Origin of the sequence: Flavobacterium sp. (assembly GCF_024642105.1) — a bacterium.
In the GTDB taxonomy this organism is placed as follows: domain Bacteria; phylum Bacteroidota; class Bacteroidia; order Flavobacteriales; family Flavobacteriaceae; genus Flavobacterium.
This window is the reverse complement of the sequence record NZ_JAHEBT010000001.1, coordinates 161,171-187,144: the sequence shown is the minus strand read 5'-3', so window position 1 is coordinate 187,144 and position 25,974 is coordinate 161,171. Positions and strand designations below refer to the sequence as shown.

Annotated in this window: 26 protein-coding genes and 1 pseudogene; 18 read left to right on the top strand and 9 right to left on the bottom strand. The window is 33.7% G+C overall.

Annotation, left to right across the window (positions count from 1 at the left end):
* The first annotated feature begins 41 nt into the window (after positions 1–41).
* Positions 42–1,241 (top strand): alanine dehydrogenase, encoded by a 1,200-nt coding sequence (locus Q0L65_RS00885; RefSeq protein WP_296682521.1) that lies wholly within the window; start codon positions 42–44, stop codon positions 1,239–1,241.
* Positions 1,242–1,277: 36 nt separating this feature from the next.
* A complete protein-coding gene (locus tag Q0L65_RS00880; RefSeq protein ID WP_296682422.1) occupies positions 1,278–1,652 on the top strand; it encodes a DUF4258 domain-containing protein in 375 nt (124 codons plus the stop codon).
* 89 nt (positions 1,653–1,741) lie between these two features.
* On the opposite strand, the gene ung is transcribed toward Q0L65_RS00880, so the two are convergent.
* A complete protein-coding gene (gene ung, locus Q0L65_RS00875; protein ID WP_296682419.1) occupies positions 1,742–2,419 on the bottom strand; it encodes a uracil-DNA glycosylase in 678 nt (225 codons plus the stop codon).
* A 94-nt stretch (positions 2,420–2,513) separates the two neighbouring features.
* Here ung and Q0L65_RS00870 point away from each other — a divergent pair, with 94 nt between their 5' ends.
* The 4 genes from Q0L65_RS00870 to Q0L65_RS00855 all read left to right on the top strand — a co-directional run bounded on the left by Q0L65_RS00870 (position 2,514) and on the right by Q0L65_RS00855 (position 6,088).
* The gene (locus tag Q0L65_RS00870; protein WP_296682417.1) at positions 2,514–4,679 is read left to right on the top strand and encodes a DNA mismatch repair protein MutS; all 2,166 of its coding nucleotides are present in this window, start codon (positions 2,514–2,516) and stop codon (positions 4,677–4,679) included.
* 144 nt (positions 4,680–4,823) lie between these two features.
* Entirely contained in the window at positions 4,824–5,462 is a 639-nt protein-coding gene (locus Q0L65_RS00865) for a heavy metal-binding domain-containing protein (RefSeq protein ID WP_296682415.1), read from the top strand.
* A 7-nt stretch (positions 5,463–5,469) separates the two neighbouring features.
* Positions 5,470–5,886, top strand: a complete 417-nt coding sequence (locus tag Q0L65_RS00860) for a DUF393 domain-containing protein (protein ID WP_296682413.1) — start codon at positions 5,470–5,472, stop codon at positions 5,884–5,886.
* Between the two features lie 76 nt (positions 5,887–5,962).
* Positions 5,963–6,088 carry a hypothetical protein gene (locus Q0L65_RS00855; protein ID WP_296682410.1) on the top strand — a complete coding sequence of 42 codons (126 nt, stop codon included), beginning with the start codon at positions 5,963–5,965 and terminating at the stop codon, positions 6,086–6,088.
* Positions 6,089–6,148: 60 nt separating this feature from the next.
* Here Q0L65_RS00855 and ettA read toward each other — a convergent pair whose 3' ends face one another.
* Positions 6,149–7,843, bottom strand: a complete 1,695-nt coding sequence (gene ettA / locus Q0L65_RS00850; protein WP_296682408.1) for an energy-dependent translational throttle protein EttA — start codon at positions 7,841–7,843, stop codon at positions 6,149–6,151.
* A 197-nt stretch (positions 7,844–8,040) separates the two neighbouring features.
* Between ettA and Q0L65_RS00845 the strand changes: the two genes are divergently transcribed.
* From Q0L65_RS00845 to Q0L65_RS00820, 6 genes are all read left to right on the top strand, one after another.
* Complete coding sequence (locus tag Q0L65_RS00845) at positions 8,041–9,060, top strand: alpha/beta fold hydrolase (protein ID WP_296682406.1); 1,020 nt, start codon at positions 8,041–8,043, stop codon at positions 9,058–9,060.
* Between the two features lie 163 nt (positions 9,061–9,223).
* Positions 9,224–9,781 carry a hypothetical protein gene (locus Q0L65_RS00840; RefSeq protein WP_296682404.1) on the top strand — a complete coding sequence of 186 codons (558 nt, stop codon included), beginning with the start codon at positions 9,224–9,226 and terminating at the stop codon, positions 9,779–9,781.
* Between the two features lie 117 nt (positions 9,782–9,898).
* On the top strand, positions 9,899–10,414 hold the full coding sequence (locus Q0L65_RS00835; protein WP_296682402.1) for a hypothetical protein: 516 nt from the start codon (positions 9,899–9,901) through the stop codon (positions 10,412–10,414).
* Between the two features lie 16 nt (positions 10,415–10,430).
* Complete coding sequence (locus Q0L65_RS00830; RefSeq protein WP_296682400.1) at positions 10,431–11,228, top strand: hypothetical protein; 798 nt, start codon at positions 10,431–10,433, stop codon at positions 11,226–11,228.
* An 11-nt stretch (positions 11,229–11,239) separates the two neighbouring features.
* Positions 11,240–12,232, top strand: a complete 993-nt coding sequence (locus tag Q0L65_RS00825; protein ID WP_296682399.1) for a hypothetical protein — start codon at positions 11,240–11,242, stop codon at positions 12,230–12,232.
* A 10-nt stretch (positions 12,233–12,242) separates the two neighbouring features.
* On the top strand, positions 12,243–15,014 hold the full coding sequence (locus tag Q0L65_RS00820; RefSeq protein WP_296682397.1) for a carboxypeptidase-like regulatory domain-containing protein: 2,772 nt from the start codon (positions 12,243–12,245) through the stop codon (positions 15,012–15,014).
* On the opposite strand, the gene Q0L65_RS00815 is transcribed toward Q0L65_RS00820, so the two are convergent.
* Both Q0L65_RS00815 and holA read right to left on the bottom strand, forming a co-directional pair.
* Entirely contained in the window at positions 15,011–15,193 is a 183-nt protein-coding gene (locus tag Q0L65_RS00815) for a CAL67264 family membrane protein (protein WP_296682396.1), read from the bottom strand. The genes Q0L65_RS00820 and Q0L65_RS00815 overlap by 4 nt on opposite strands.
* Before the next feature lie 50 nt (positions 15,194–15,243).
* A complete protein-coding gene (gene holA, locus Q0L65_RS00810; RefSeq protein ID WP_296682394.1) occupies positions 15,244–16,245 on the bottom strand; it encodes a DNA polymerase III subunit delta in 1,002 nt (333 codons plus the stop codon).
* A 63-nt stretch (positions 16,246–16,308) separates the two neighbouring features.
* Between holA and Q0L65_RS00805 the strand changes: the two genes are divergently transcribed.
* From Q0L65_RS00805 to Q0L65_RS00795, 3 genes are read left to right on the top strand one after another with little or no spacing between them, the layout of a single operon-like run.
* Positions 16,309–16,764 carry a type I restriction enzyme HsdR N-terminal domain-containing protein gene (locus tag Q0L65_RS00805; RefSeq protein WP_296682393.1) on the top strand — a complete coding sequence of 152 codons (456 nt, stop codon included), beginning with the start codon at positions 16,309–16,311 and terminating at the stop codon, positions 16,762–16,764.
* Complete coding sequence (locus Q0L65_RS00800) at positions 16,765–17,766, top strand: glycosyltransferase family 2 protein (RefSeq protein ID WP_296682391.1); 1,002 nt, start codon at positions 16,765–16,767, stop codon at positions 17,764–17,766. It begins immediately after the preceding gene.
* A gap of 53 nt (positions 17,767–17,819) precedes the next feature.
* Positions 17,820–18,653, top strand: a complete 834-nt coding sequence (locus Q0L65_RS00795; RefSeq protein WP_296682390.1) for an OmpA family protein — start codon at positions 17,820–17,822, stop codon at positions 18,651–18,653.
* Between the two features lie 92 nt (positions 18,654–18,745).
* On the opposite strand, the gene Q0L65_RS00790 is transcribed toward Q0L65_RS00795, so the two are convergent.
* From Q0L65_RS00790 to Q0L65_RS00780, 3 genes and pseudogenes are all read right to left on the bottom strand, one after another.
* On the bottom strand, positions 18,746–19,366 hold the full coding sequence (locus Q0L65_RS00790) for an L-threonylcarbamoyladenylate synthase (protein ID WP_296682387.1): 621 nt from the start codon (positions 19,364–19,366) through the stop codon (positions 18,746–18,748).
* 184 nt (positions 19,367–19,550) lie between these two features.
* A pseudogene (locus Q0L65_RS00785) lies at positions 19,551–19,839 on the bottom strand (GIY-YIG nuclease family protein).
* Positions 19,840–20,068: 229 nt separating this feature from the next.
* Positions 20,069–22,405, bottom strand: coding sequence for a UvrD-helicase domain-containing protein (locus Q0L65_RS00780; protein WP_296682385.1), 2,337 nt, complete (start codon positions 22,403–22,405; stop codon positions 20,069–20,071).
* A gap of 162 nt (positions 22,406–22,567) precedes the next feature.
* On the opposite strand from Q0L65_RS00780, the gene Q0L65_RS00775 reads away from it, so the two are divergent.
* The gene (locus tag Q0L65_RS00775) at positions 22,568–23,182 is read left to right on the top strand and encodes a hypothetical protein (RefSeq protein ID WP_296682383.1); all 615 of its coding nucleotides are present in this window, start codon (positions 22,568–22,570) and stop codon (positions 23,180–23,182) included.
* A gap of 1 nt (position 23,183) precedes the next feature.
* Here the strand turns inward: Q0L65_RS00775 and Q0L65_RS00770 are convergent, their stop codons facing one another.
* Positions 23,184–23,951 carry a TSUP family transporter gene (locus Q0L65_RS00770; protein ID WP_296682382.1) on the bottom strand — a complete coding sequence of 256 codons (768 nt, stop codon included), beginning with the start codon at positions 23,949–23,951 and terminating at the stop codon, positions 23,184–23,186.
* A 264-nt stretch (positions 23,952–24,215) separates the two neighbouring features.
* On the opposite strand from Q0L65_RS00770, the gene Q0L65_RS00765 reads away from it, so the two are divergent.
* Positions 24,216–24,737, top strand: a complete 522-nt coding sequence (locus Q0L65_RS00765) for a hypothetical protein (RefSeq protein ID WP_296682380.1) — start codon at positions 24,216–24,218, stop codon at positions 24,735–24,737.
* Between the two features lie 83 nt (positions 24,738–24,820).
* On the top strand, positions 24,821–25,225 hold the full coding sequence (locus tag Q0L65_RS00760; protein ID WP_296682377.1) for a hypothetical protein: 405 nt from the start codon (positions 24,821–24,823) through the stop codon (positions 25,223–25,225).
* 161 nt (positions 25,226–25,386) lie between these two features.
* Here Q0L65_RS00760 and Q0L65_RS00755 read toward each other — a convergent pair whose 3' ends face one another.
* A complete protein-coding gene (locus Q0L65_RS00755; protein ID WP_296682375.1) occupies positions 25,387–25,935 on the bottom strand; it encodes a DUF1697 domain-containing protein in 549 nt (182 codons plus the stop codon).
* Between the last annotated feature and the right edge of the window lie 39 nt (positions 25,936–25,974).

Genomic DNA, 25,974 nt, shown 5'->3' with positions numbered 1-25,974 from the left:
AAGGGTAAAAAAAAATACGTAAATTGTACCTCTTAATTTGAATACACATGTCATTATCGCCATTCACTAAAGAACAGCTATTACCTCAAGAGGAAAAATTAGAAATAGCCAAACAAAAAAGCGAACTTTTTATTGGTATCCCAAAAGAAACCAGTCATCAAGAACGCCGAATTTGTTTGACTCCTGATGCTGTGAATTCATTGACTTGTCATGGACATCGCGTCATGGTTGAATCGGGTGCGGGTGAAAGTTCAAGTTATTCTGACAAAGAATATTCCGATGCTGGAGCCGAAGTAACTCAAGATCCAAAAAGAGTATTTGGTTGCCCGATGATTCTAAAAGTAGAACCAGCGAGTTTATCAGAGATTGAAATGATGAATCAAAATACCATTGTCATTTCGGCTATTCAGATTAAGACAAGAAAAAAAGAGTATTTTGAAGCTTTGGCAAAGAAAAAAATAACCGCCTTAGCTTTTGAATACATTAAAGATGAAGATGGTACATATCCTGCAGTCAAATCCTTAAGCGAAATTGCTGGAACAGCATCGGTATTAATTGCAGCTGAATTGATGATTACCAATCAATTTGGAAAAGGCTTACTGTTTGGCAATATAACTGGTGTCCCTCCTACTGATGTGGTTATTTTGGGTGCTGGAACAGTAGGTGAATTTGCTGCCAAAACGGCTATTGGGCTGGGTGCCAATGTCAAAGTTTTTGACAATTCAATTACCAAATTACGCCGCTTACAAAACAATTTAAACCAACGTATTTTCACTTCTACTATTCAGCCTAAATCATTGCTAAAAGCGCTGAGACGTTGCGATGTAGCCATTGGTGCCATGCGCGGAATAGAACGTTGTCCCGTTGTAGTAACCGAAACAATGGTAGAACACATGAAAAAAGGTGCTGTAATTGTTGATGTTAGTATTGATACGGGCGGCTGTTTTGAAACCTCAGAAGTTACCACACACGAGAAACCAACGTTTATCAAAAACAATGTGGTGCATTATTGTGTTCCCAACATTCCTTCTCGCTATTCAAAAACCGCTTCACTATCCATCAGTAATATTATTACGCCTTATTTGATGCAAATTGCAGAAGATGGTGGTATCGAAAGTGCCATTCGCTGTAACAAAGGACTAAAAAACGGAGTTTATATGTACCACGGAATCCTTACCAATAAAGCTATTGGTGACTGGTTTGGTTTATCTGACAACGATATTAATTTAATTGTTTTTTAAATTAAGTTTCCTTTACCTTTGCCAAAAATTTAGTGTATGAAATTCTTTCAACGTTTTGCGTATTATTTTATAGGGCTTATTATGGGGCTATTCTTTGTTTCAATGGTTTTTAGTGGAAAAGACACCCGTTGCAATTATTTTCCAAATGCCCGAGTTCTAAATGATTTGAGAAACAAACCTTTTAACTATTCGCCAAAGGCAACCCAAATTTTAGCACAACCTTGGATAGATACTACTGATATTAGAAACACATTACAATATGGCGATGTCGATTTTGACCAAAGTAATATTGCTGTGGGAAAAGGAAAAAAATATATTATTGAAGGAAAAACAGTAAAAAATCAAGAAATCATACTTACTATAACCAACTATTCTGATAAAGCTGTTTTAGAGGATATAGCTAAAAAGTAATTTAATCATTTAATTTAAACTTTTGAACCATTAAGGTATTAAGTCTCATTAAGCCTTAAATTATCTTAATTTCTTAATGGTTTAGATTTTTATAAATTCAACCAATTTATTGGTTTCAGGCCTTTAGATTCTAAATACGAATTGGTTTTACTAAAATGCTTATTTCCAAACCATTTTCCTTGATTGGCACTCATGGGTGATGGATGTACGGATTCTAAAACCAAATGTTTTTCTCGGTTAATCTTACCTCCTTTTTTGTGTGCAAAACTGCCCCAAAGTAAAAAAACGACATGTTCTTTTTCATCCGATATTTTTTGAATCACGGCATCTGTAAATTGACCCCATTGCAAATGTTTATGACTATTCGGTAAGTCCTCTCTAACGGTCAATCCTGCATTCAATAACAAAACGCCTTGATTAGCCCACGACTCTAAATTCCCAGAATTAGGTATAAATATACTACCCAAATCATCTACTAATTCCCTGTAAATATTGCGCAAAGAGGGCGGAATTTTTATACCATCATTGACCGAAAAACACAAGCCATTCGCCTCTCCTTTTCCGTGATAAGGATCTTGACCAATGATCACTACTTTGATATCCAAAAAACTACAATGGTCAAAAGCAGAAAAAATCAAATCTTTGGGAGGGTAACAGGTATGATTTTGATACTCCAAATCCACCATTTCTAGTAATTCACTGAAATACGGTTTCTGGATTTCTTCTGCCAAAATGGATTGCCATTCTGAATTCAATTGGAGTTGCATAGTATTTAATATAAGTCGGGTATAAAATTATACATTTTCTTCAAGAATCTCCTTTTAAACTTTGTAACTTTGCTTCTTTCCAATAGCACTATAAATGATATCCATTACCGAAAAGACTTTACAAGATTTACAATTCCCAACAGTTTTAGAAACGTTGTCTGCTATTTGTAATACCGATATTGGAAAACAAAAAGCACTTGAAATAACGCCTTTCAAAGACAAGGAAAGCCTGATGGAAGCCTTGTTGCAGACTTCGGAATATGTGTCGTCTTTTCAAAATAATAATGCGATACCCAATCATGGATTTGATGCCATCACTCACGAAATTAAATTTTTAGGTATTGAAGATAGTTTTTTGGAAGTAGGGAGTTTTAGAAAAATTGCCAACTTATCCAGTACTGTTAATTTCTTGCTGGATTTCTTGAGAAAATTCCACGATTATTACCCTAACTTAAACAATAGAGCCTCAAGAGTAGAATTGACCAAAGACATCATCACTATGGTCGATGAAGTGGTCGATAAATATGGCGAAATTAAAGACAATGCTTCACCTGATTTATTGAATATCCGACGTGACATGAATGTGGTTCGCGGCAAAGTCAATCAAAGTTTTGGAGTGGCTTTAACGCAATACAATTCACTAGGTTATTTGGATGACATTAGAGAAAGTTTTGTTCAAAATCGCCGTGTTCTGGCTGTTTTAGCAATGTATCGCCGTAAAGTAAAAGGATCAATTTTAGGGAGTTCCAAAACAGGAAGTATTGCCTATATCGAACCCGAAACTACTTTAAAATACTCTCGAGAATTAAGCAATTTAGAATACGAAGAAAAGGAAGAAATTACTCGAATTTTAAAACAATTATCGAATAAAATTCGTCCTTTTTTGGATTTGCTTATCGAATACCAAAATTTCTTAAGCGATGTTGATGTTATTGCTGCCAAAGCAAAATATGCCAATAAAATCAATGCGATTTTACCAACGATAACAGAAGAACGTCGCTTGTATTTTAGAGATGCCTTCCATCCTATTTTGTATTTGACCAATGCAGAAAAAAACGAAGTTACGCATCCACAAACTATTGAATTAGAACAAGAAAACCGAATCATTGTCATTTCGGGTCCGAATGCGGGAGGGAAAACTATTTCGTTAAAAACCGTTGGTTTATTACAATTAATGCTGCAATCGGGAATGCTGATTCCAGTGCACGAACGCAGCGAAACTTTCTTGTTTGATCGAATTTTAACTGACATTGGTGACAACCAATCGATAGAAAATCATTTAAGCACGTACAGCTATCGCTTGAAAAACATGAATTATTTCTTGAAAAAGTGCAACAAGAAAACGATGTTTTTGATAGACGAATTTGGTACAGGTTCGGATCCAGAATTAGGAGGTGCGTTGGCTGAAATTTTCTTAGAAGAATTCTACCATCGTGAGGCTTTTGGAATCATTACGACTCACTATTCCAATTTAAAAATTCTAGCTAACGAATTGCCTTTTGCTACCAATGCCAACATGCTTTTTGACGAAAAATCGTTAGAGCCTATGTATAAATTGGTTTTAGGTCAAGCGGGAAGTTCGTTTACTTTTGAAGTAGCTCAAAAAAATGGAATTCCGTATGGTTTAATTAATCGTGCTAAAAAGAAAATTGAAGTAGGTAAAGTGCGTTTTGATAAAACCATTGCCACACTTCAAAAAGAACGCTCTAAATTAGAAAAAACTTCCTTAACGCTAAAAGAAGAAGAAACCAAAGCGCGTGAGGAAAGTAAAAAAATGGAGACCATCAATGTCAAAATCAAACAAAAATTAGAGAGTTATCAGGAATTGTATGATAGCAATCAAAAGACGATTTACATTGGGCAAAAAATTGAAGATATAGCCGAGAAGTATTTCAATAATAAAAACAAAAAAGAGCTGATAGGTGAATTTTTAAAGATTGTTGAAATAGAAAACTCCAAACGTAAAAAAGCTTCTGCAAAAGAAACTAAGGTAATTGCTGAAAAGAAAAAAGAAATTATTAAAGAAGTGACAGTTCAAGTAGAGGAAATTCGTGCCGAGAAAAAAGCTAAAAAAGTAAAAGTCGTAATCGAAAAACCACGGCCAATTCTTAAAGTGGGCGATCGTGTCCGAATGATTGACGGAAAAGCTGTGGGAAGTATTGATAGTATTGAGAAAAACAAAGCCACTGTGAATTACGGTTTATTTACTTCAAAAGTAAGTTTAGATGAATTGGAATTAGTTGAAGCTGTGAAAAAGTAGTATGTTTTAGTGAATATTAAGATTGTGAAAAAAAATTAATAATAAAACTTTTCTCTCAAAAAAAAATTATATTTTAGCTTTTTTTAATATAGATTCCAAATACCTTAATATAACTATCTGAATAGTAATCTAACAAATATAAATATGAAATTAGACAAATGCCCCAGCTGTGGAAAAGCACTAACAGGTTTTTTTAGTACAGTTAATTTAATTCCAACAACAAAAACTGAATTTATAAATAAACATTTAAATTTAAATTACGATGCTTATTGTAATGTTTGTTCGATACCATACATAAATAAAATTGCAAAAGAATTTGAACAACAAAAAAACGATATTGAAAATCGTCTTAAACAAATCATACATTTTATTCCTGTTCTTTCTTCTCCTGCTCCAAATGATTGGAAATATGAAGCTATTGACATGATAACTGCTCAAACAACTTCAGGAACAGGCTTTGCAACAGAATTATCACGATCATTTAACGATTTTTTTGGTGGTGCATCAAATACAACCAATAAAAAAATATTGAATGCTACAAATCTTTGTAAATCTGATTTAAGGATCCAATGTGTAAAAATGGGTGGAAATGCATTAATTTCAACAGATATAGATTATAGCGAAATTGGTTCTGGAAGTACTAATATGCTTATGGTTTGTATGTCTGGAACTGCAATTAAAGTTTCTGATATAAAAATGTTTAATGAAAAAAATCAACAATATATTTTAGAAATTATTGAACTAACAGAGAAACTTGAAGCAATCGCTGAAATGCCAAAATAATTAATTTATGCAAAACCTCCCTCAACATAAAAAAATCATTTTATTTGACGGACTTTGTAACTTGTGTGCTGCCTCGGTACAATTCATTATTAAAAGAGATAAAAACGATGTTTTTCGGTTCGTCTCTTTGCAATCGGATTTGGGACAAGAATTACTTCAACAGCTTCCAATTTACACACAAAAAATAGATAGTATTATTCTATACGAATCGAATAAAGCCTATTATTACAAATCAAAAGCCGTTTTTGAAATTGCAAAAAGTATTGGAGGAGTTTTTTATTGTTTACTCATTTTCAAATGGCTTCCAATAGCTGTAACGAATACCATTTATGATTACGTAGCCGAAAATCGCTATCGATGGTTGGGTAAAAAAGAGCATTGTTTAGTTCCTACAAAAGACTTGCAATCTAAATTTTTAGAATAAATTGGCTTACATGACAAATGTCATAAAATAACACCTTGTTTCGGATTAAATTTGGCTCATCTTAAAAGTCTTAATTATGAGAAATTTACCATTATATTCTTGGGCAAACGGTTCCTTTATTATGATAGTTGTTTTTGGTTTGGTAATAGTAGCTTTAGTAGGTGCCGTGCTAATAATGATGAATTCTGGTAAGAAGAAATAAGAAAATAAAAAAAGAGGATATCACACGATATCCTCTTTTTATTTATTAAAATTGAACAGCTTAACTTCGTATCAATTTTCTGTATTTCAATCGTTTTGGAGTTAAATCTCCTCCTAAACGTTTCTTTTTATTTTCTTCATAATCAGAGAAACTTCCTTCAAAGAAATACACTTCAGAATTTCCTTCAAAAGCCAAGATATGGGTACAAATTCTATCCAAGAACCATCTGTCGTGTGAAATTACCACAGCACATCCTGCAAAATTCTCTAACCCTTCTTCTAAGGCACGTAGCGTGTTTACATCCAAGTCATTGGTTGGCTCATCCAAAAGTAAAACGTTTCCTTCTTCTTTCAAAGTCATAGCCAAGTGCAAACGGTTTCTTTCTCCACCAGAAAGCATCGATACTTTTTTATTTTGATCGCTTCCTCCAAAGTTAAAACGAGATAGATACGCTCTAGAATTGACTTGTCTTCCGCCCATCATGATTAATTCTTGACCATCGCAAAAGTTTTCCCAAATGGTTTTATCCGGATTGATATTAGAATGCGATTGATCTACGTAAGCAATTTTAACGGTTTCGCCAATAGTAAAGGCTCCAGCATCTGGTTTTTCTTCTCCCATTATCATTCGGAAAATAGTCGATTTACCAGCACCATTAGGCCCAATAATACCCACAATTCCGGCTTGTGGTAAAGTAAAGTTCAAATTATCATACAATAACTTATCTCCAAAAGCTTTGGCAACATTTTTAGCTTCAATTACATTGGTTCCCAAACGAGGGCCATTTGGAATATAAATCTCTAATTTTTCATCCAATTGTTTTTGGTCTTCATTTAACAATTTATCATAATTCTGTAAACGCGCTTTTTGTTTGGTTTGACGACCTTTGGCACCTTGACGAACCCAATCCAACTCACGTTCTAATGTTTTTCTACGTTTGGACGCTACTTTTTCTTCTTGAGCTAAACGATTTGATTTTTGGTCCAACCAAGAAGAATAATTTCCTTTCCATGGAATCCCTTCTCCTCTATCCAATTCCAAAATCCAACCCGCTACATTATCTAAGAAATAACGGTCGTGCGTTACTGCAATTACAGTTCCGGCATATTGTGCTAAGTGTTGTTCTAACCAAAGTACACTTTCAGCATCCAAGTGATTCGTTGGCTCATCCAAAAGCAATACGTCAGGCTGTTGCAATAACAAACGGCATAAAGCCACACGACGGCGTTCCCCTCCTGACAAATTCTTGATTGGAGTATCGCCTTCTGGAGTACGCAACGCATCCATGGCTATTTCTAATTTGGTATCGATTTCCCAAGCACCTAAAGCATCTATTTTGTCTTGTAAAGCTGCTTGACGATCCATCAATTTATCCATTTTGTCTTGATCTTCATAATTTTCTGGAAGACCAAATAAATCATTGATTTGATTGTATTCTTCTAAAACGGCCATCGTTTCAGCAACACCTTCTCGAACAATCTCGATTACTGTTTTAGAATCGTCTAATTGTGGTTCTTGTTCCAAATAACCAACTGTATATCCAGGAGCAAAAACAACATCTCCTTGGTAATTTTTATCAACTCCTGCAATAATTTTTAACAGCGAAGATTTACCAGAACCATTCAATCCTAGAATACCAATTTTAGCTCCATAAAAGAAACTTAGATAAATATCTTTTAATACTTGTTTGTTGCTGCTTGAATACGTCTTACTCAATTTAGACATTGAGAATATTACTTTCTTATCGTCTGACATATAGTTTGTTTTTGTAATTAAAATTCATGTAGCTACAAAGATAGTTTTAAATAAAAACAATACAATAATTGGGATTGAATTTATTAGCCTTTAAAGCCAAAAGATACCGATTATCGACTATTTAGGTCAATCAAAGAGAAAGTATACAGCACTTTTTGATTGTTTGTAGTTTTAATCACATCTAAAATTCTTGAGCTATGAAAAACATTAGAACCATTGACTTATTTAATTTCGATTTAGAAAAAGGAAATCAACAAGAGCATATTGCGCTATCGTATGAAGTAGCTGGGCAACCCATCGGTACTGCTCCGGTGATTGTTGTAAATCATTCAATTACTGGAAATTCAACCGTTTGTGGTAGAAATGGATGGTGGAATGGATTGATAGGAGACAACAAAACAATCGACACTAACACCTACACCATTATTACTTTTAATATTCCCGGAAATGGATATGACAATAATTTTGAGGATTTAATTCCAAATTATCGTGATTTTACTATCAGAGATATTGCCGCAATTTTTTGGGAAGGACTTTTTTACCTAAAAATTAAAAATGTGTTTGCAGTAATTGGAGGGAGTTTAGGAGGTGCAATCGCTTGGGAAATGGCCGCATTACAACCTAAAAGAATTGAAAATCTTATTCCAATTGCAACAGATTGGAAAACCACCGATAAAATTATTGCCAATGTTTTAATTCAGGATCAAATTTTAAACAACTCTGAAGATCCTATAGTTGAAGCTCGATGTTTTGCCAACCTGCATTATAGAAATTTAGAATATGTCAACCAAGTCTTTAAACGAACCAATTTTGAAATTAGTTCTATCTCACCAATTGAAAAATGTGTTTTAGCCAATAATAAATGTCAAATTTCAGGATATAGGCTAATGAACTTCCTTCTTAAATCGAATGATCTAACTCGAAAAAGAAGAGATTTTTCATCGATAGCTAATACCATAAAAGCCAATATTCATCTCATCGGAATCCATACTGATGGTTTATTTCCTGCCGATGAAAATCGCATCACATTTCTTAAATTAAGAAAGATTAAACCCAATGTTTTTTATCACGAAATTGATTCTGATTTTGGTCACGATGCCTATTTAAAAGAAACAGAGCGCATCTCCTATTTGCTCAAACCTATTTTCAAATCGAAAAAAATCATCATTCGAAATAAGTTCAATTATACCATGGGAAATTATTTCATGAATACTTAAAAAAGATAATCTCACTATTATATTCTAGGTGTTACGATCATTTTATTACAACTAATTGTGCCCCCAATTTTGTTTGTACAACTTACTTTTCACCCAAAATTCAACAAGAATTAGAAATACCAATTTGTTACAAATAAATATTAATCAATTAAATCTCAAAAAAATGAAGAAAGTAGTAAGAATTGCATCATTTGCAATAGTTTTGTTTACTGGATTAGTGTCTCAAGCACAAACCACAACAGGAAAATCAGCCGCAACAACATTGAATGTCAATCTAGATAATGCCTATGACATCCAAGTGGGGCAAAGTAGTGTTTCAATAGACATGAAAACCCCAGACCATTTCCAGCAAGGTAACGACTCTGGAAAACAAACTGGACATGTTATCGTTAGTTCAAACACAGGTTATGAAGTAAAAGTGGCTGCTGAGACCGAACTTTTAAATAATGGTATATCTATCCCTGTAAGTACAGTGACCGTTACCCCTACCTTAGGAGCATATAAAGGCACTGGTACTGCTCCCTCTGTTGCTGATGTAACCCTAACTCAAAATGCCTTAGCTGTGGGTACCGAAAAAACAATTATTACTAAAAATTCAGGAGAAACAAAAAGAGAATATGATGTAGTATATGCTATTTCTGCACAACAAGCCAATGAATATTTGAATAAAAATACTGGGGTTTATTCTACCAAAGTAACTTATTCTTTATATGCCAAATAGCTTTAATTTTAGTCTCTAAGAGCATCAACTGCGGTTGATGCTTTTTTTAGCACTATTAAATTCATCTTTTTACGATTCGCTATGAAATTAAAAAGTCACTTTATATTAGTTGTATTAATGATGCCAATAGTAATAATTGGACAAGTTAAGACTGCTCAAACACAAGTCAATGTTACCATTGCCCAAGCACAAAGCATTACTATTACCCAATCAGCGGTAGATATTCAATTGACTCAGATGGCGCACTATATATCTGGTAATAGTTCTGCAATCCAAACCAATCATATCAATGTAGGTTCTACAACTAATTATCAAGTAAGTGTCAAAGCTGAATCTGATTTTTTATCTTTTAATGGTAGCAGTAGTACCATTCCTGTGAATACTATTGCCTTGCAAACAACTATGGGGTCTGATCTCACAGGAAGTAATACTCCAGCATCGGCAACAACAATAATAACTCCTTCTGTCACATTAGGGAGTACCGATACTATCGTAATAAAAAATGCGGTAGCCGAGGGAGCTAGAGGTTATAATGTAACGTATGCTATTCCGGCTACTAAAACAAGTTTCTATTTGAATAAACCCATAGGAACCTATACAGCAACGGTTATCTACACTCTTGCCTCACAATAACTTCAAAATGGAAACCATGAAACAACTCTATTTAACGCTGTTTGTAATTCTGTCTATTCCATTAGCTTGGTCTCAGGCAGGAATTTCAGTTACACCTGGGCGGTTGTATTATAAATTAGGCCTTGGCGAAAGCAGTTCGCAAATAATAAAATTAATGAACCCAAACGATAAGGAATTAGAAATCGGGGTTTCTTTTAGCGATTGGAATTACGAAAATTCAGGAGCCAATCACATCTTGGAATCCAATAGTCTGCCTAATTCTTGTGTGAATTGGATTCAGGTTTTACCCTCATCCTATTTTGTCATTCAACCTGGTGAAACCAAAGAAATCGAAATTCTTTTTAAAGTTCCTACTGATGCCAATACGGCTATTCCAGTACATAATGCAATGGTTTTCTTTACCCAATTGAATCCTGGTCAAGCCAAAGATGAGAGTGGTGCTGCAATCCAAGTTACCGTACGAATGGGGGTTAAAATCTATCATAGTTTTAGTCAAAAAACAGAACCCGTAATAGAAATTGCCGATTTCAAAAATTATATTGATACTGACAAAGCCAAATTTGTCAAGCTACAAATAGCCAACAATAGTACTATTTGGGCAGATGGAAAGGTAAAATGGGAATTATTCAATAATAATACGGGGAAAAAAAGTCATTTGAATGAAACTGATTTTTTTACTCTTCCCAACGATTTACGAGAACTCCATTTTCAATTACCAAAAAATTTAGAAAAAGGCAAATACACTATTTCTGCTCAATTATCTTTTGGAGAAACAGATGTCATAAAAGTCGCCGAATTAGAATTTGAAATATGAAAAAACTACTAATGATAGTATTTCTAACTAATGGAATGTGGTGTATGGCTCAAAATAGTATTTCGGCCTATTGCAATCAACAACCCGTATTCAATACTTACAACGAACTAAATGTGGGTAAATCACAAGTCAATCAAGTAGATATTAATGTCCAAAGACAAACAGGACAAAACAGTTTAAGTAATTGGAAATTAACTGTTCGATTGGTTCAAGATTATACGTATTTAAGCAACAGTATTGGCGCTCAATATTCAGCATTACAATACAATACACAATCTAACTCAAGTGATAATACAAGTTTAATTACAATCAACTCAGGGCCGTTTGCATTAAATAAATTCAGTGAAACTACTTTGATAAATAGTGCCATCCCATTGAAGGGAACTGTTAATCGTGTGTTTAGTTTCAATTTGAATATTCAAGGAGGAAACCAACTTTTAACAGTTCCCAATGGTTCGTACCAATCGGCTTACGAATTTAAATTGTACGAAGTCAAAGGAAATAGTGATGTGCTTGTGAGTTCTTATATGACATCTATAGGAAACAGTGCTGGCTTTACAATTAATTACAGCGGTAACATTGCGAACAATAGTATTGTGCTTCAAAATGGTGCAGACCAATTCAATTTGATTTTCGCAAATGCTGCTGATTTTGCAACAGGAAAGACCAATACCGTCCTAAAAGGTTTAAAAGTTACTTCAGATTCAAATTATCAGCTTTCGGTAAAAGCGGCTAATTCAGTGCTAACTTCTGCTACAACAGCTGCCACATTACCCGTTTCAGTTTTAAAAGTGGGATTGGCTACAAGTGCCGCAATAAATGGAATGACCATTACTTCACCACTAACTTTAAGTGCTGCTGATCAAATTATTGCTATTCGGACAAGTTGGATTCCTAGTATTGAGTACGATTTAACTTTTTCAATATTACCCAATACTCCCGGAATGAATGTACCATCAGCGACCTACTCTACTTTCGTCTATTTTGTCTTGACCCCCAATTAAAATTGATACAATGCGTTGCTATTTAGCTAAAATTACAATCTCTATACTCATTTGTTTTTCGATATTTTCTGTTCAGGCACAAACCAATATGGTACGTATTTCATTGGCCGAAAACAAAGATAAATCGATAGACCGTGCTATGATAGATGCTACTGTAGCGCTAAAAAATCCGACTAATACTACCATTGAAGGTCATTTGGAAATATTGAGTACAACAGAGAGCTTGTATGTTTTACAAAATAAATCCAAAACAATTATTTTGAATCCAAACGAAACTCTCTTCATAGCCGTAAAAGCTATGATTTCTGCTACTGCTTCTCCAGAAAATTTAGCCCAATTAGAAGCTCATTTTACACTTTCTAATTCAAAAGAAAAAATCAGTGCTTTGTTACCTATTGTTATTAAAGAAATACGATTGGTTAAAATGATAGTACAACAAACCAATTTACTCTATGAACAAGTGGGTGATAGTTTACGAATTCCTATTCGCCTTCTAAACGAAGGTAACTCAACTCAAACTATTACTATTCTAGCCAATTATCCCGAATTTGTTGCTAAAAATCGAATAGAAAACAACACAATAACTATAAAGGCCCACACTGATTCTTTACTTATTTTAAAAAAGGAAATCACTCGAGAAATATTGAAACAAGAAGAATTTGCAATTGCAATTCGGTCTTTATATCAAAATGGAGATATTATTGGCTTTGCCACTATTCGAGCAAATCCAATCAAACAAAGTCGGCGCTATATACCTGAATTTGTAACCGACTATTCCAATCCGTTTAGTCCAATCAATCAAATCACTACAAGTCAGCAAACAAGTAACAGCCATCAAAACGTAATGGCATTTTATGGAAATGTACAAGCGGAAATCAACAAAGGAACTGTGTATACCAATCTTGATTTTAATTGGTGGGAACAATCCAATCAAACATTCATGAGAAACACCTGGATTGGTTACAAAGAAAAAACAGTTGGACTACAAATTGGGAATATATCCAAGTTCAATGATTTAAACTTAATAGGGAGAGGTATTGAAACGTTCTTCAAAACATCGACTAATAACAAAATAGAAGCTGGATTTTTAGAAAAATCATATTCTGTTATTGATTTCTCTACTCCTTCTTCAGGACAGTCGGCTTGGGTAAGTTTTACTAATAAAGACGGATGGGATAAAGGCTATAAAACGGCTGTTTTATTTGATAACGATAGTAATGAGGGTATCCAAAAAGCACTTGTTAGTACTCAATTTTCGATTATACAAAAACCTAATTTTTCCTTGCAAACAGGTACTGCAATGAGTACTCTATATTCCAATGAAAATTCAAATCAAAAACTGGGTGCTGCTGCAGAAGTAAATCTTCATGGTAAAACCGCAAAATTATTTTACAATAGTTTGAATTATTTTAGTTCGGGATATTTTGCAGGAATAAGAAGTGGTGCATTGAACTTGAACGAAAGTATTCATTTCAATTTGGAAAAATATTCTTTTTGGTTGTCTGCGAATCATTTTTCATTTGCTCCCAAAACGATTAAAACCACCGCATATTTTCCTTCAGAATTTTCAAATACACAACTGAGTACGGGGATTTCTAAACGATTGGGAGCGTTATTTTTTTCATTCTCACTAACTTCTATTGCTGAAATGCGAAAAGAACCTGCATTGGTTAGTCCTTTATTCCAAGAATATAAAATGAATGCGAATCGAGTTACGATTGGAGGCAACTATTTTAAAAATAATCATAGCTTTAACCTTTCTTTAGAAGGAGGGTTTTTTACGACCAATTTGAATTCGAAACAGCAACTTCAATTGAAAACTAATTTCAACTATACTTGGAAGTTTTTCAATTTAACGGCATATTATCAACACAATAATTTTTATCTCGGTGAAATTATTGCAGCACAACAACAAGTAGAAAACACCTATTTCAATTGCATTATTTCTCCAAGTATTCAAATGAACCTATTGAATAAAAAATTGCATCTTCGTGCAGGGATAATGTATTCCAAAAATAGTTTTATATCAAATACGTTACAATCCAATAGCCGAATTGATTTTGATTGGAATAAGAACTTGAATTTGTTCATAAACAATTTTTACAGCGATTTTTCTACTAGTTTTCAACCCGTAAACACCATTCAATTTGGCTTGACCAAACGGTTCAATCCCATTCAAATTGATGCTACTAAAAGTGATTTAGAAGTGTATCTTTTTTATGATACTACAGGGAATGGTGTTTTAGATTCGAAAAACAAACCTGCCATCAATCAATTAGTTATTATTAATGACAAAGCCTTTAAATCAAATGACCACGGAATTATAAAATACAAAAGACTGCCCACTGGTTATTATGAAATCCGCCCTATAAATTCCAATGAATGGCATGCCCCTTTGCAAAAAATAAAAGTAGACAAACCTACTAAAATCGCTATAGGTCTAAGCCGTACAAGTACAATCAAGGGAAGTATTCGCTACTTTTCGACTGAAAATTCATTTTCTATCAATCAAAAAATAGGTGGATTGTCAGTAATCCTAACCGATTCTTCAGGGAATGTTTTTTACACAAAAACAGATGAAGCAGGTAAATTTATTTTTTATGTTCCTAAGAACAATTATACCGTCACACTTGAAAAAAAAGGACTTTCAGAATATGTAACTATTGTTTCAAACAACATCAGTATACAAGCAATACCTGAAACCATTATCGAAACGAACTTTGTATTACAGGTAAAAGAGAAACGAATTGAAACCAAAAAATTTGGTACTCAACAATTCTAGACTCTACCTTTAAGAGAACTAAAAACCCAAGCATTCGCTAAAAATCCAACACCGACAGCAGCAAAGCCCCATCCTGCAACATCATCATATCTAAAAGCCCCTAAACCTATTAGTAATAAGCCCATTGCAATCATAATTAAAGTAGCCCATCCTAAAATGGTATTTTTATTCATTCCCATAACATGTGGTATTTTCTGTTTTTTGGTGGTGCAAATATCTAAATTTACTACTAATTAAATATTTTATATAGCATTTCTTTTAATAAATCCGACTGTGACATCGTAGCTCCTACTCCTTTACTCTTCACATCTACATCTCGTAAAGAAGTAATGATTTGGCTTACTTTTTTCATAGGATAATTTTTCAAAGCCACATCATAATCTTTCAAAAAATAAGGATTTACTCCTAAAGCAGATGCTACTTTTGAAGGATTTCTATCTTTCAATCCGTGGTATTTTAGGATTTTTACAAAAAATCCAAATACAAGACCCGTGGTTACTACTAAAGGATTGGCTTTTGGATTTTCTGAAAAATAGTGAGCAATATGGAATGCCTTAGCTTGATTTCGAGAGCCCAAAGCATTCAGTAACTCAAAATTATTGAAGTCTTTACTAAAACCTATATTCTCTTCAATATGCTGTGGATTAATCGTACTTCCTGACGGAAGTATAATTTGCAGTTTCTCTAATTCATTGTTAATTTTACTCAAATCAGTTCCTAAAAATTCCACTAGCATGGCAGTAGCTTTAGGTTCGATCGCATATTTTTTACCAGCCAAAACACGTTTTATCCAGTCGCCAACTTGATTCTCATACAGCTTTTTACTTTCGTAAACAATCCCTTTTTGTGCTAATAATTTCGTTGCTTTTTTACGTTTATCCAATGTTTTGTATTTGTAACAAAAAACCAAGACCGTTGATTCCATTGGATTTTCTACATAACTCTCAATTTTATCAATTGTTCGAGACAATTCTTGAGCTTCTTTAACAATCACTACTTGACGTTCGGCCATCATTGGATAACGCTTAGCAGTCGAAACAATATCGTCAATTGAAACATCACGACCATACAAAACCGTTTGATTGAAGCCTTTTTCTTCTTCAGTCAATACATTTTGTTCAATAAAATCGGATAATTTATCAATATAATACGGCTCTTCTCCCATCAAAAAATAGATTGGTTTGATGTTTCCTGCCTTAATATCATTTACAATTTTTACTACTTCGTCCACAAAAAGTTGTTTTGGTTAGGTCTTTATTCGGAAATTTGAAATTTAAAATAGTAATTTTGGCGCATGCAACAATTGAATTTTTCATCCTATTCTTTCCGTTTCAAAAATAGCGAAAATAAAGTGTCTATTTTTGATGCCATCAGGAAAAAATTTATAATTCTTACTCCCGAAGAATGGGTTCGCCAACACGTTGTTCAATTTTTAATGTTCGAAAAAAACTATCCTAAGTCATTGATTAATGTTGAAAAAGTTTTAAAAGTCAACGGATTACGAAAAAGATATGATGTTGTGGTGTACAATTCAGATGGTTCTATTTTTATATTAATCGAATGTAAAGCCCCTGAAGTGACCATTTCACAAAGTACTTTCGATCAAATTGCTCAATATAATATGACTTTGAAATCGAATTATTTAATGGTGACTAATGGCTTGAATCATTACTTTTGCCAAATGGATTTTGAAAATGAAAAATACCAATTTTTACCTGAATTACCCCATTATCAATCAAACACAATCTAGATGAAAGTAGCAGTTGTTATACTCAATTGGAACGGAAAACAATTACTAGAACAGTTTTTACCTTCTGTAGTTCAATTTTCCAAAGAAGCGACTGTTTATGTTGCTGACAATGCTTCTACAGATAATTCAGTGGCTTTTGTAAAGGCTCATTTTCCTGAGGTTTCTATTGTGGTAAATCCAACTAATACGGGTTACGCAGGTGGGTATAACGAAGCATTACAACATATTGATGCCGATGTTTATGCTTTAGTCAATTCAGATATTGAGGTGACAGAAAATTGGCTACAACCCATCATCAAAACATTTCAAAACGAACCTACAACTGCCATCATTCAACCGAAGATTTTAGACTTCAAGAACAAAGACTATTTTGAATATGCAGGAGCTGCCGGAGGATATATTGACCAATACGGTTATCCTTTTTGCCGCGGTCGTATATTTGACACTTTAGAAAAAGACAATGGTCAATACGATACCAATCAAGAAATCTTTTGGGCTTCAGGAGCTTGTTTTTTTATTCGAAGTGCTGTTTACAACGAATTAAATGGATTTGACACTTCCTTTTTTGCACACCAAGAAGAAATTGATTTATGTTGGAGGGCAAAAAATAAAGGATATACAATTAAGTATTTATTTGAATCTAAGGTGTATCATGTTGGTGGTGCTACTTTACAGCAAGGGAATCCCAAAAAAACGGAATTGAATTTCAGAAATTCATTATTAATGCTCACCAAGAATTTACCTAAAAAAGACTTGTATCGAATACTTTTTATCCGAATGCTATTAGACGGAATAGCCGGAATTCAATTCTTGTTACAAGGAAAAATAAAACACTTTTTGGCAATTCTAAAAGCACACTTCGCATTTTACACGCGCTTTGCCGAAAATTATGCTAAACGAAGTAATTTTCAACAAACCCAATACTATATCACCAAAAGTATCGTTTATAGTTACTTCATAAATAAAATTCGTTTTTTTAACGATTTAATTAGGCTCAAATAAATTATAAAAACTAAATTTGCTACAAATCAAATAATCCAATAAAATCATCATTTATGAAAAAAGTTGTAATTGCTTTATCAGTATTGGCGCTTTTAAGTTCTTGTGTTTCTAAAAAGAAATATGCTGAATTAGAGGCTAAAAATAAAGAAACTCAAGACTTATTAAATACTTGTACTGTAAAGTTAAATTCTTGTTTAGAAGAAAAAGCTGGACTTGCAGCTACTGCAGCAGCTTTAAAAGATCAAAATTTAAATTTAATTGAGACTTCTAAAGAAATGGCAGTTTTGTCGTCTAAAGGTGCTCAAAATATTGAAAAAGCATTAGAATCTATCAAAGAAAAAGATTTGAAAATCAACAGAATGCAAGATGCCTTAACTAAAAAAGACAGCGTTACCTTAGCTGTTGTCACTAGTTTAAAAAGTGCAGTTGGTTTGTCTGATCCAGATATCGAAATTAATGTAGAAAAAGGAGTGGTTTTCATTTCAATTGCTGATAAACTATTATTTAAAAGCGGTAGCTATGAGGTAACTGATAAAGCGAAAGGTGTTTTGGCTAAAGTGGCTAAAGTAGTAAATGACAAACCTGATTTCGAATGTATGGTAGAAGGACATACCGACAATGTACCTTATGCAGGAAGCGGAATCTTACTAGACAACTGGGATTTAAGTGTAAAACGTTCTACGTCTATTATTCGTGTTTTAACTAATCAATTAGGTGTTAAACCTTCTCAATTGATTGCTGCTGGTAGAAGTTCGTATGTACCATTAGTAGAAAACAATTCAGCTGAAAACAGAGCTCGTAACAGAAGAACTCGTATTGTTGTATTACCTAAAATTGACCAATTCTACGAAATGGTGGAAAAAGAAATGAAGAAACAACAAAAATAAAATTGTTTCCATTACATAAAAAAAACGTCTTGAAAAATCAAGACGTTTTTTTTATGTAAAATTTTAAAATACAAATAGTTATATATAACTAACTAAAGTATGTCTACATCTCCTTTTCCTTCTCTGACAACTATCGGTTCATGCCCCGATAAGTCAATTATGGTAGAAGCCGTATTATCTCCATAGCCACCATCAATTACCATATCCACCAAATTTTGCCATTTTTCAAAAATCAATTCTGGGTCAGTCGTATATTCAATCACATCATCTTCATCATGAATGGAAGTGGATACAATTGGATTTCCTAATTGGCTAACAATTTCTAAAGCAATGGAATTGTCTGGCACACGAATACCAACAGTAGTTTTCTTTTTGAATTCTTTTGGTAAATTAGTACTTCCTGGTAAAATGAAGGTATAAGGTCCTGGCAACGCTCGTTTTAAAATTTTAAAAGTAGCGGTGTCAATTTGCTTCACATAATCAGATAAATTACTTAAATCGTGGCATATAAACGAAAAATTAGCTTTCTCTAATTTCACGCCTTTGATTCGGGCAATTCGCTCCAAAGCCTTTGTATTCGTAATATCACAACCCAATCCATAGACCGTATCGGTTGGATAGATTACTAAACCTCCTTCTTTCAATACCTTTACCACTTTGACAATAGCCGACTCACTCGGTTTATCAGGGTATATTTTTATAAATTCAGCCATAGTTTTGTTTTTTTATTTTGTCACTTCGATACATTTTTTGTTCTGCTTCAATACTCGAACTGACATATAAACTATATCTTACTTTTAACGTTTCAAGTACGCGTCACTTCGAGTGATTTTAAATAGGAATGCAATAGCTTTTCTATTTAAAATTGTATCGAGAAGCTGTGTAATGACTGTAAAATTAAAATTTCTTTTTAGCTAAGTTAGGAAGTTTGTCAAACTCCTCGTTTATTAAAGCTTCTTTTTTAGCTCTAGACCATTTTTTAATTTTCTTTTCTATATCAATTGCAAAATTAATATCGGTAAATTCACAATAGTAAACCAATTTAACTGGTCTTTTATTTACTGTATAACAATCTGGATAATAAGCCGTTTCATGTTGAAAAATACGTTGAGTTAGGTTACTTGTTACACCAGTGTAACTAGGAATCATCAGCACATTTTAAAATATAGACATAAGATTGCTTCATTATATTTCGCTTTTAAATGGTTCTCGATACATTTTTTGTTCCGCTTCACTACACAAAAAACACTCGAACTGACGTTTAAACTATATAATCCAATTTAACCAATCCATTCACGTCACTTCGAGTGATTTTAAATAGGAATGCAATAGCTTTTCTATTTAAAATTGTATCGAGAAGTTTTGTTCCGCTTCACTAAACAAAAATACTCGAACTGACTTAAATAATATGATTATTACCCAATAATTTCCAATTTTGCAAAACGCAATAATAGTTTCTTAATTCCCCCCACTTCAAAACGAATTTCCGCTTTTCTGTCGGCACCAACCCCTTCCATATTGATGACTTCACCTTTACCAAAACGCTCGTGCATTACGATATTTCCAGCTACTAATTTATTGTCAAACAAATTGGCACTCCCTGAAGTGGGTGTATTTCCAGTAACCGGTTTTAATCGTCTAATTGGACTGTCCGGTTTAGGTTGGTTATCTGTAATGTATTTGGGTGGTGTTCCTGAAACCGGTTTAGCTAAACGCAATTTGGACTTGTCCACATCGCCAAAAATATCACTGTCAATCATCGGTTTGTAGCGGTAATTCGATTCGGCAGGCGTTAAATATTCTAAATATTGTCCATCAATTTCTTCAATAAAACGAGAAGGTTCGCTATCTGTAAGTTTTCCCCAACGGTAGCGCGATTGCGCATACGTTAAATACGCTTGATGTTCCGCACGAGTTAATGCCACATAAAACAAACGGCGTTCTTCTTCCAATTCCGAACGGGTACTCATACTCATCGCACTTGGAAACAAATCTTCTTCCATTCCCACCACAAAAACGTGTGGAAACTCTAATCCTTTTGCCAAGTGAATCGTCATCAACGCCACACGATCTTCATCGCTAGTGTCTTTATCCAAATCGGTAGCCAAAGCCACGTCTTCCATGAATTCGGACAAGGCACCGCGCGCACCATCAATTTCTTTTTGACCTTCGGTAAAATCCTTGATACCATTAAGCAATTCCTCAATGTTTTGGATTTTAGCCATGCCTTCGGGGGTGGCATCTTTTTTCAGTTCTTGTACCAAACCTGTTTTTTTGGCCACATGATCGGTAATGTAAAACGCATCTTGGTTTTCATTAATAATTTGAAAACTCTTAATCATGTTCACAAAATCCGTCAACTTTTGCTTGGTTCCCGAATTTAGTTTCAAGTCAATTTTATCAATGTTTTGCATCACTTCAAAAATCGAACGCTTGTAATGATTGGCTGCAATAGTCAATTTCTCAACGGTAGTATCCCCTATTCCTCTGGCGGGATAATTAATCACACGAATCAAGGCTTCTTCGTCCTTTGGATTGATAACCAATCGCAAATAACACAAAACATCCTTGATTTCTTTTCTTTGGTAAAAAGAGAGTCCGCCGTAAATTCGGTACGGAATATCTCGTTTACGCAAAGCATCTTCCATAGCACGCGATTGTGCATTGGTACGATACAAAATAGCAAATTGACCGTTTAGCATTTGGTTTTGCATCTTTTGTTCAAAAATCGTACTGGCTACAAAACGCCCTTCTTCGGCATCCGTCAAACTGCGGTGTACTTTTATTTTTGGGCCAAAATCATTTGCCGTCCAAACAATTTTATCCAGTTTGGTTTTATTCTTATCGATAATGGTATTGGCCGCCTCCACGATATTTCGGGTCGAACGGTAATTTTGTTCCAAACGAAAGGTTTTCACATTGTCGTAATCCTTTTGGAAATTCAAAATATTATTAATGTTGGCACCACGGAAGGCGTAAATACTCTGCGCATCATCACCCACTACACAAATATTTTGAAATTTATCTGACAAGGCACGAACAATCAAATACTGAGAATGATTGGTATCTTGGTACTCATCCACCAAAATGTAACGGAAACGATTCTGGTATTTGGCTAATATTTCAGGGAAACGAGTGAGTAATTCATTCGTTTTCAATAATAAATCATCAAAATCCATCGCTCCTGCTTTAAAACAACGCTCAACATAATTTTGGTAAATTTCGCCCAAACGCGGTTTCTTAGACATCGCATCGGCTTCTTGTAATTCGGGATTGTTGAAATAGGCTTTTACCGTAATCAAGCTGTTTTTATAGGTAGAAATACGGCTTAACACCTGTTTTGGTTTGTAAATGTCCCTATCCAATTGCATTTCCTTGATAATCGAAGAAATCAAACGCACGGAGTCTTGCGAATCGTAAATCGTAAAATTAGAAGGATAGCCTAAATGTTCTGCCTCTGAACGCAAAATACGGGCAAAAACCGAGTGAAAGGTTCCCATCCAAAGATTCTTAGCTTCACTGGCTCCCACAATAGACGCGATACGATTTTTCATTTCGCGAGCGGCTTTGTTGGTAAAGGTCAATGACAAAATATTAAATGCATCCACGCCTTGACTCATCAAATAGGCAATTCGAATGGTCAACACTCTCGTTTTACCAGAACCTGCACCCGCAATAATAATCATTGGGCCGTCCTTCTGAAGTACGGGTTCGCGTTGCGCTTCGTTCAATTGATCAATATAGTGCTGCATTTGGAAATTTATATTATTAAAAACAAAAATAGGTATTTTGAATGAGGTTTTGAATAGCAAAAATTGAAGAACAAATAAATTTATTAACCATTTTAAATAACCGCAGATTCACAGATTTTATAGTTTAAAATATGTGAAATACAAGATTAATTTATATATTTAATGAATAATTTTTTTGAAATGAAACAACTCTTTCTCTCATTAACGCTATTTGTTATTGCTACTTCTTTTGCACAACAACTTTCAGGCAAAGTTCCTGGGGTAACAATATCAAAACCATATTCTGCAAATGACACCGTAATTAAAGTTATTTACAATAAACCTAGAATACTCCCGAATAAGAAACCTGCTTTTTATATAAATGGAACATTGGTTAATCAAAATATTCTCCGAACTCTCAACCAAATCGAGATTGAAACAGTGAATATTGAGAAAGAAGAATTTAAAATTGATACTATTAAGTATTATGGAAAAATATTTATTACTACAAAAAACCCCTATAAACCCAAGATTATCTCATTAAGCAATTTAAAAGCAAAATATTTAGAATCATTAAAAGGCCCCGTTATTTTCCAAATTGACAATGAACAAGTTATTGGTGATTATGACCAATATCCAATAGATGAAAAATACATTTTAAAAATAATTGTAGAGGATTTTGAAAACTCGAAAGAAAAACTGAATTTACATATTGTAAAAATAATCTTAAAAACAGAAGAAAATATTAAAAAGGCGAATAATCGTATCCGTGGAGGTAAAGATATTGCAATAGATTAGTTTACTTAAAAAACACATCGTATCCAAAACGAATTAAAGTTCCAATTACCACAATCAAAAAGAAGATTCGGATAAATTGATTTCCTTTGTTAATTGCCAATTTAGCGCCTAAAAAACCACCCAAAGCATTACTAAACGCCATCGGAATGGCAATCGCCCAAATAATTTTTCCTTTGATAAAAAACAAACAAATCGAACCAAAATTAGTAGCCAGATTCACCATTTTCGCATTGGCAGAAGCGTGTAAAAAATCAAATCCCATCAAGGCAATAAACGCCACCACCAAAAAACTTCCGGTTCCAGGTCCTATAAAACCATCATACAATCCCACCACAAAACTGATGCTCACAGCATTGATTAGTTGTCTTTTAGGAGAACTATTCTTTTCAATGTGTTGTCCAAAATTTTTCTTGGCGTAGGTATAAATCACCAAAAAAGACAGCACCACTAACAGAATAGGTTTCATAAAATCATTGCTCACATAGGTCAATAAAGTCGATCCCAAAAATGCTGATGGAAAAGCTAATAGCATCATAATCGAAAGCAATTTCCAGTTCATCGCTACTTTTTTGAGGTATTGGTAGGCCGCAAACGAAGTACCGCTAAATGCTGGAATCTTCAAACTTCCTACTACAGTCGAAACGGGTAAATTAGGCAATAATATCAATCCCATGGGAGTTTGAATTAAGCCACCACCACCCACAACAGCATCAATAAATCCTGCAAAAAAGGCGGCCAAACAAAGTAAAACAATGATGTAATTTTCCATAAAGGATTGAGGTTAAGTAATTTATTTTATTTTATTCTCTACACGTCACTTCGAGTGATTTAAAAAGAAATGAGCTAACTTTTCTTTTTAAATTGTATCGAGAAGCCGTGACTATTTTTGAAGGTTCTCGATTCATTTTTTGTTCCGCTTCACTGCACAAAAAACACTCGAACTGACGTAATATAAATTGATTCGTATGCAATAAAATATTCCGTTACATTTTCAAAAAGCGTATTTTTGTGTTTCAAAAATAGAAAAAAACAAATGGAAACAGTCAAAATACTTGAAATCCTTGGATATACATTACCTTCTTTAGTAACGGGTGGCGTTGCTTATTTTTTATTTGATAACTATTTTAAAGACCAAGAGAAAATTCGTCATTGGTTATTGCAAAAAGAAAACAAAAAAGACATCTTACCTTTGCGCTTGCAAGCCTACGAACGATTGAGTTTATTAATGGAACGCATCAATCCTGCACAAATATTGTTGCGAAATAGCCCTGTAACCAACGATAAAAAAGAATATGAGAATTTTATCATTGACCAAATCCAACAAGAATTTGAACACAATCTAAGCCAACAAATTTATGTGTCTGGCGAATGTTGGTCTATTATTCAAACGGCTAAGAATGCGACTATCCAATTGATACGCATTGCCGCTCAAAACGAAAAAGTACAAACTGCCACTGACTTGAGAGAATTTGTAGTGAGTAGTTTAGTAGATAAAGCCGCTCCTACTTATGCTGCCTTGGACTTGATCAAACAAGAAGTGGGACAGTTGTGGTAGAATATTAAATATTTTATTATATTTCAAATTATTCTTTTTAAGTAAAGTTCACCTCTTTCATAAATATTTAATATCAATAAGTTATGAGATATAGTTTTAAAGTTTGGATTTTTACGGTAGTAGTTTCACCATTACTCTTGTTTTTAATTTTAGGATTAATTAACTCCGCAAAATGGAATGAAATTTTAGGATCTTGGCCAATAATCTCAATTATGATGATTTATGGATTAGTCTTATCAATTCCTGCTATGTTTATATTTTGGATGATTCAACATAAACTTATTTCCTCTTTCACATCGAATAATACTAAACTTATTTTAAGCATTTATTCATTTATTTCCGTTTGGATTACCTTTTATATTTTCGACAAAGGTTTTTTTGAAAGAGGTGTACAACAGAAACTTTGGGTTGTAATATATTCTTTAACAATAGTTATTGGAGTCTGGTTTTTTGAACTTACAAAATCAGAAAAAAAATATATTCAATAAACATTTTATAGCAAAGGCTTCGAATTTTATGCGGAAAATAATTTTTAAAAGACATATTTTACTACTCACCTTTTAAAAATTTTATTTAGCTCCTTACGGAGCAATTTTTAAAAAAAACATTGAGAATAATCGCGTAGCGATGCCATATCGGTAGCCCCACATTAATCAAACGCATTATACATTTCCAATAAATGCGTCACCGTATTCCAATTTCGTATCGTAGCCGTGAGATTCAGTTTTTTCTCAATGTATTTTTGATCTAGTCGTGTTTTTCCTGCGCTTACTGCGTATTTGATGTAAATTTTATTGGCATCAATATGCGCTTGATCCGGTTTCACCTGACTCATCTTTAAATCATTAATGGCCTCATTTCGCAAAGCCATCGATACAAAAGCGACATAGAGTTTTTTGGTATCCAAATCTTTTTCTTTCAAATAGGGATTGTTAGTTAAACAGGCTTCTAAATCGGATTTGGCAATCACCACCACAGGCACTTCGTGACCAAACGCTCTGAATATCTCTTGTTTGATCAGGAAACCTACTTTAGCGGGATTGTCTTCTTCAGTCGTTACAAACACATTTCCAGATTGAATGTAGGTGGTCACGTTTTGAAATCCAATGTTTTCCAAAGCCGTTTTTAATGCCTCCATTTTAATCATATTATGTCCAGAAACATTGATGCCACGAAGTAAAGCGAGATGGGTTGTCATTGTAATTTACGATTTAGGATATACGATATACGATATACG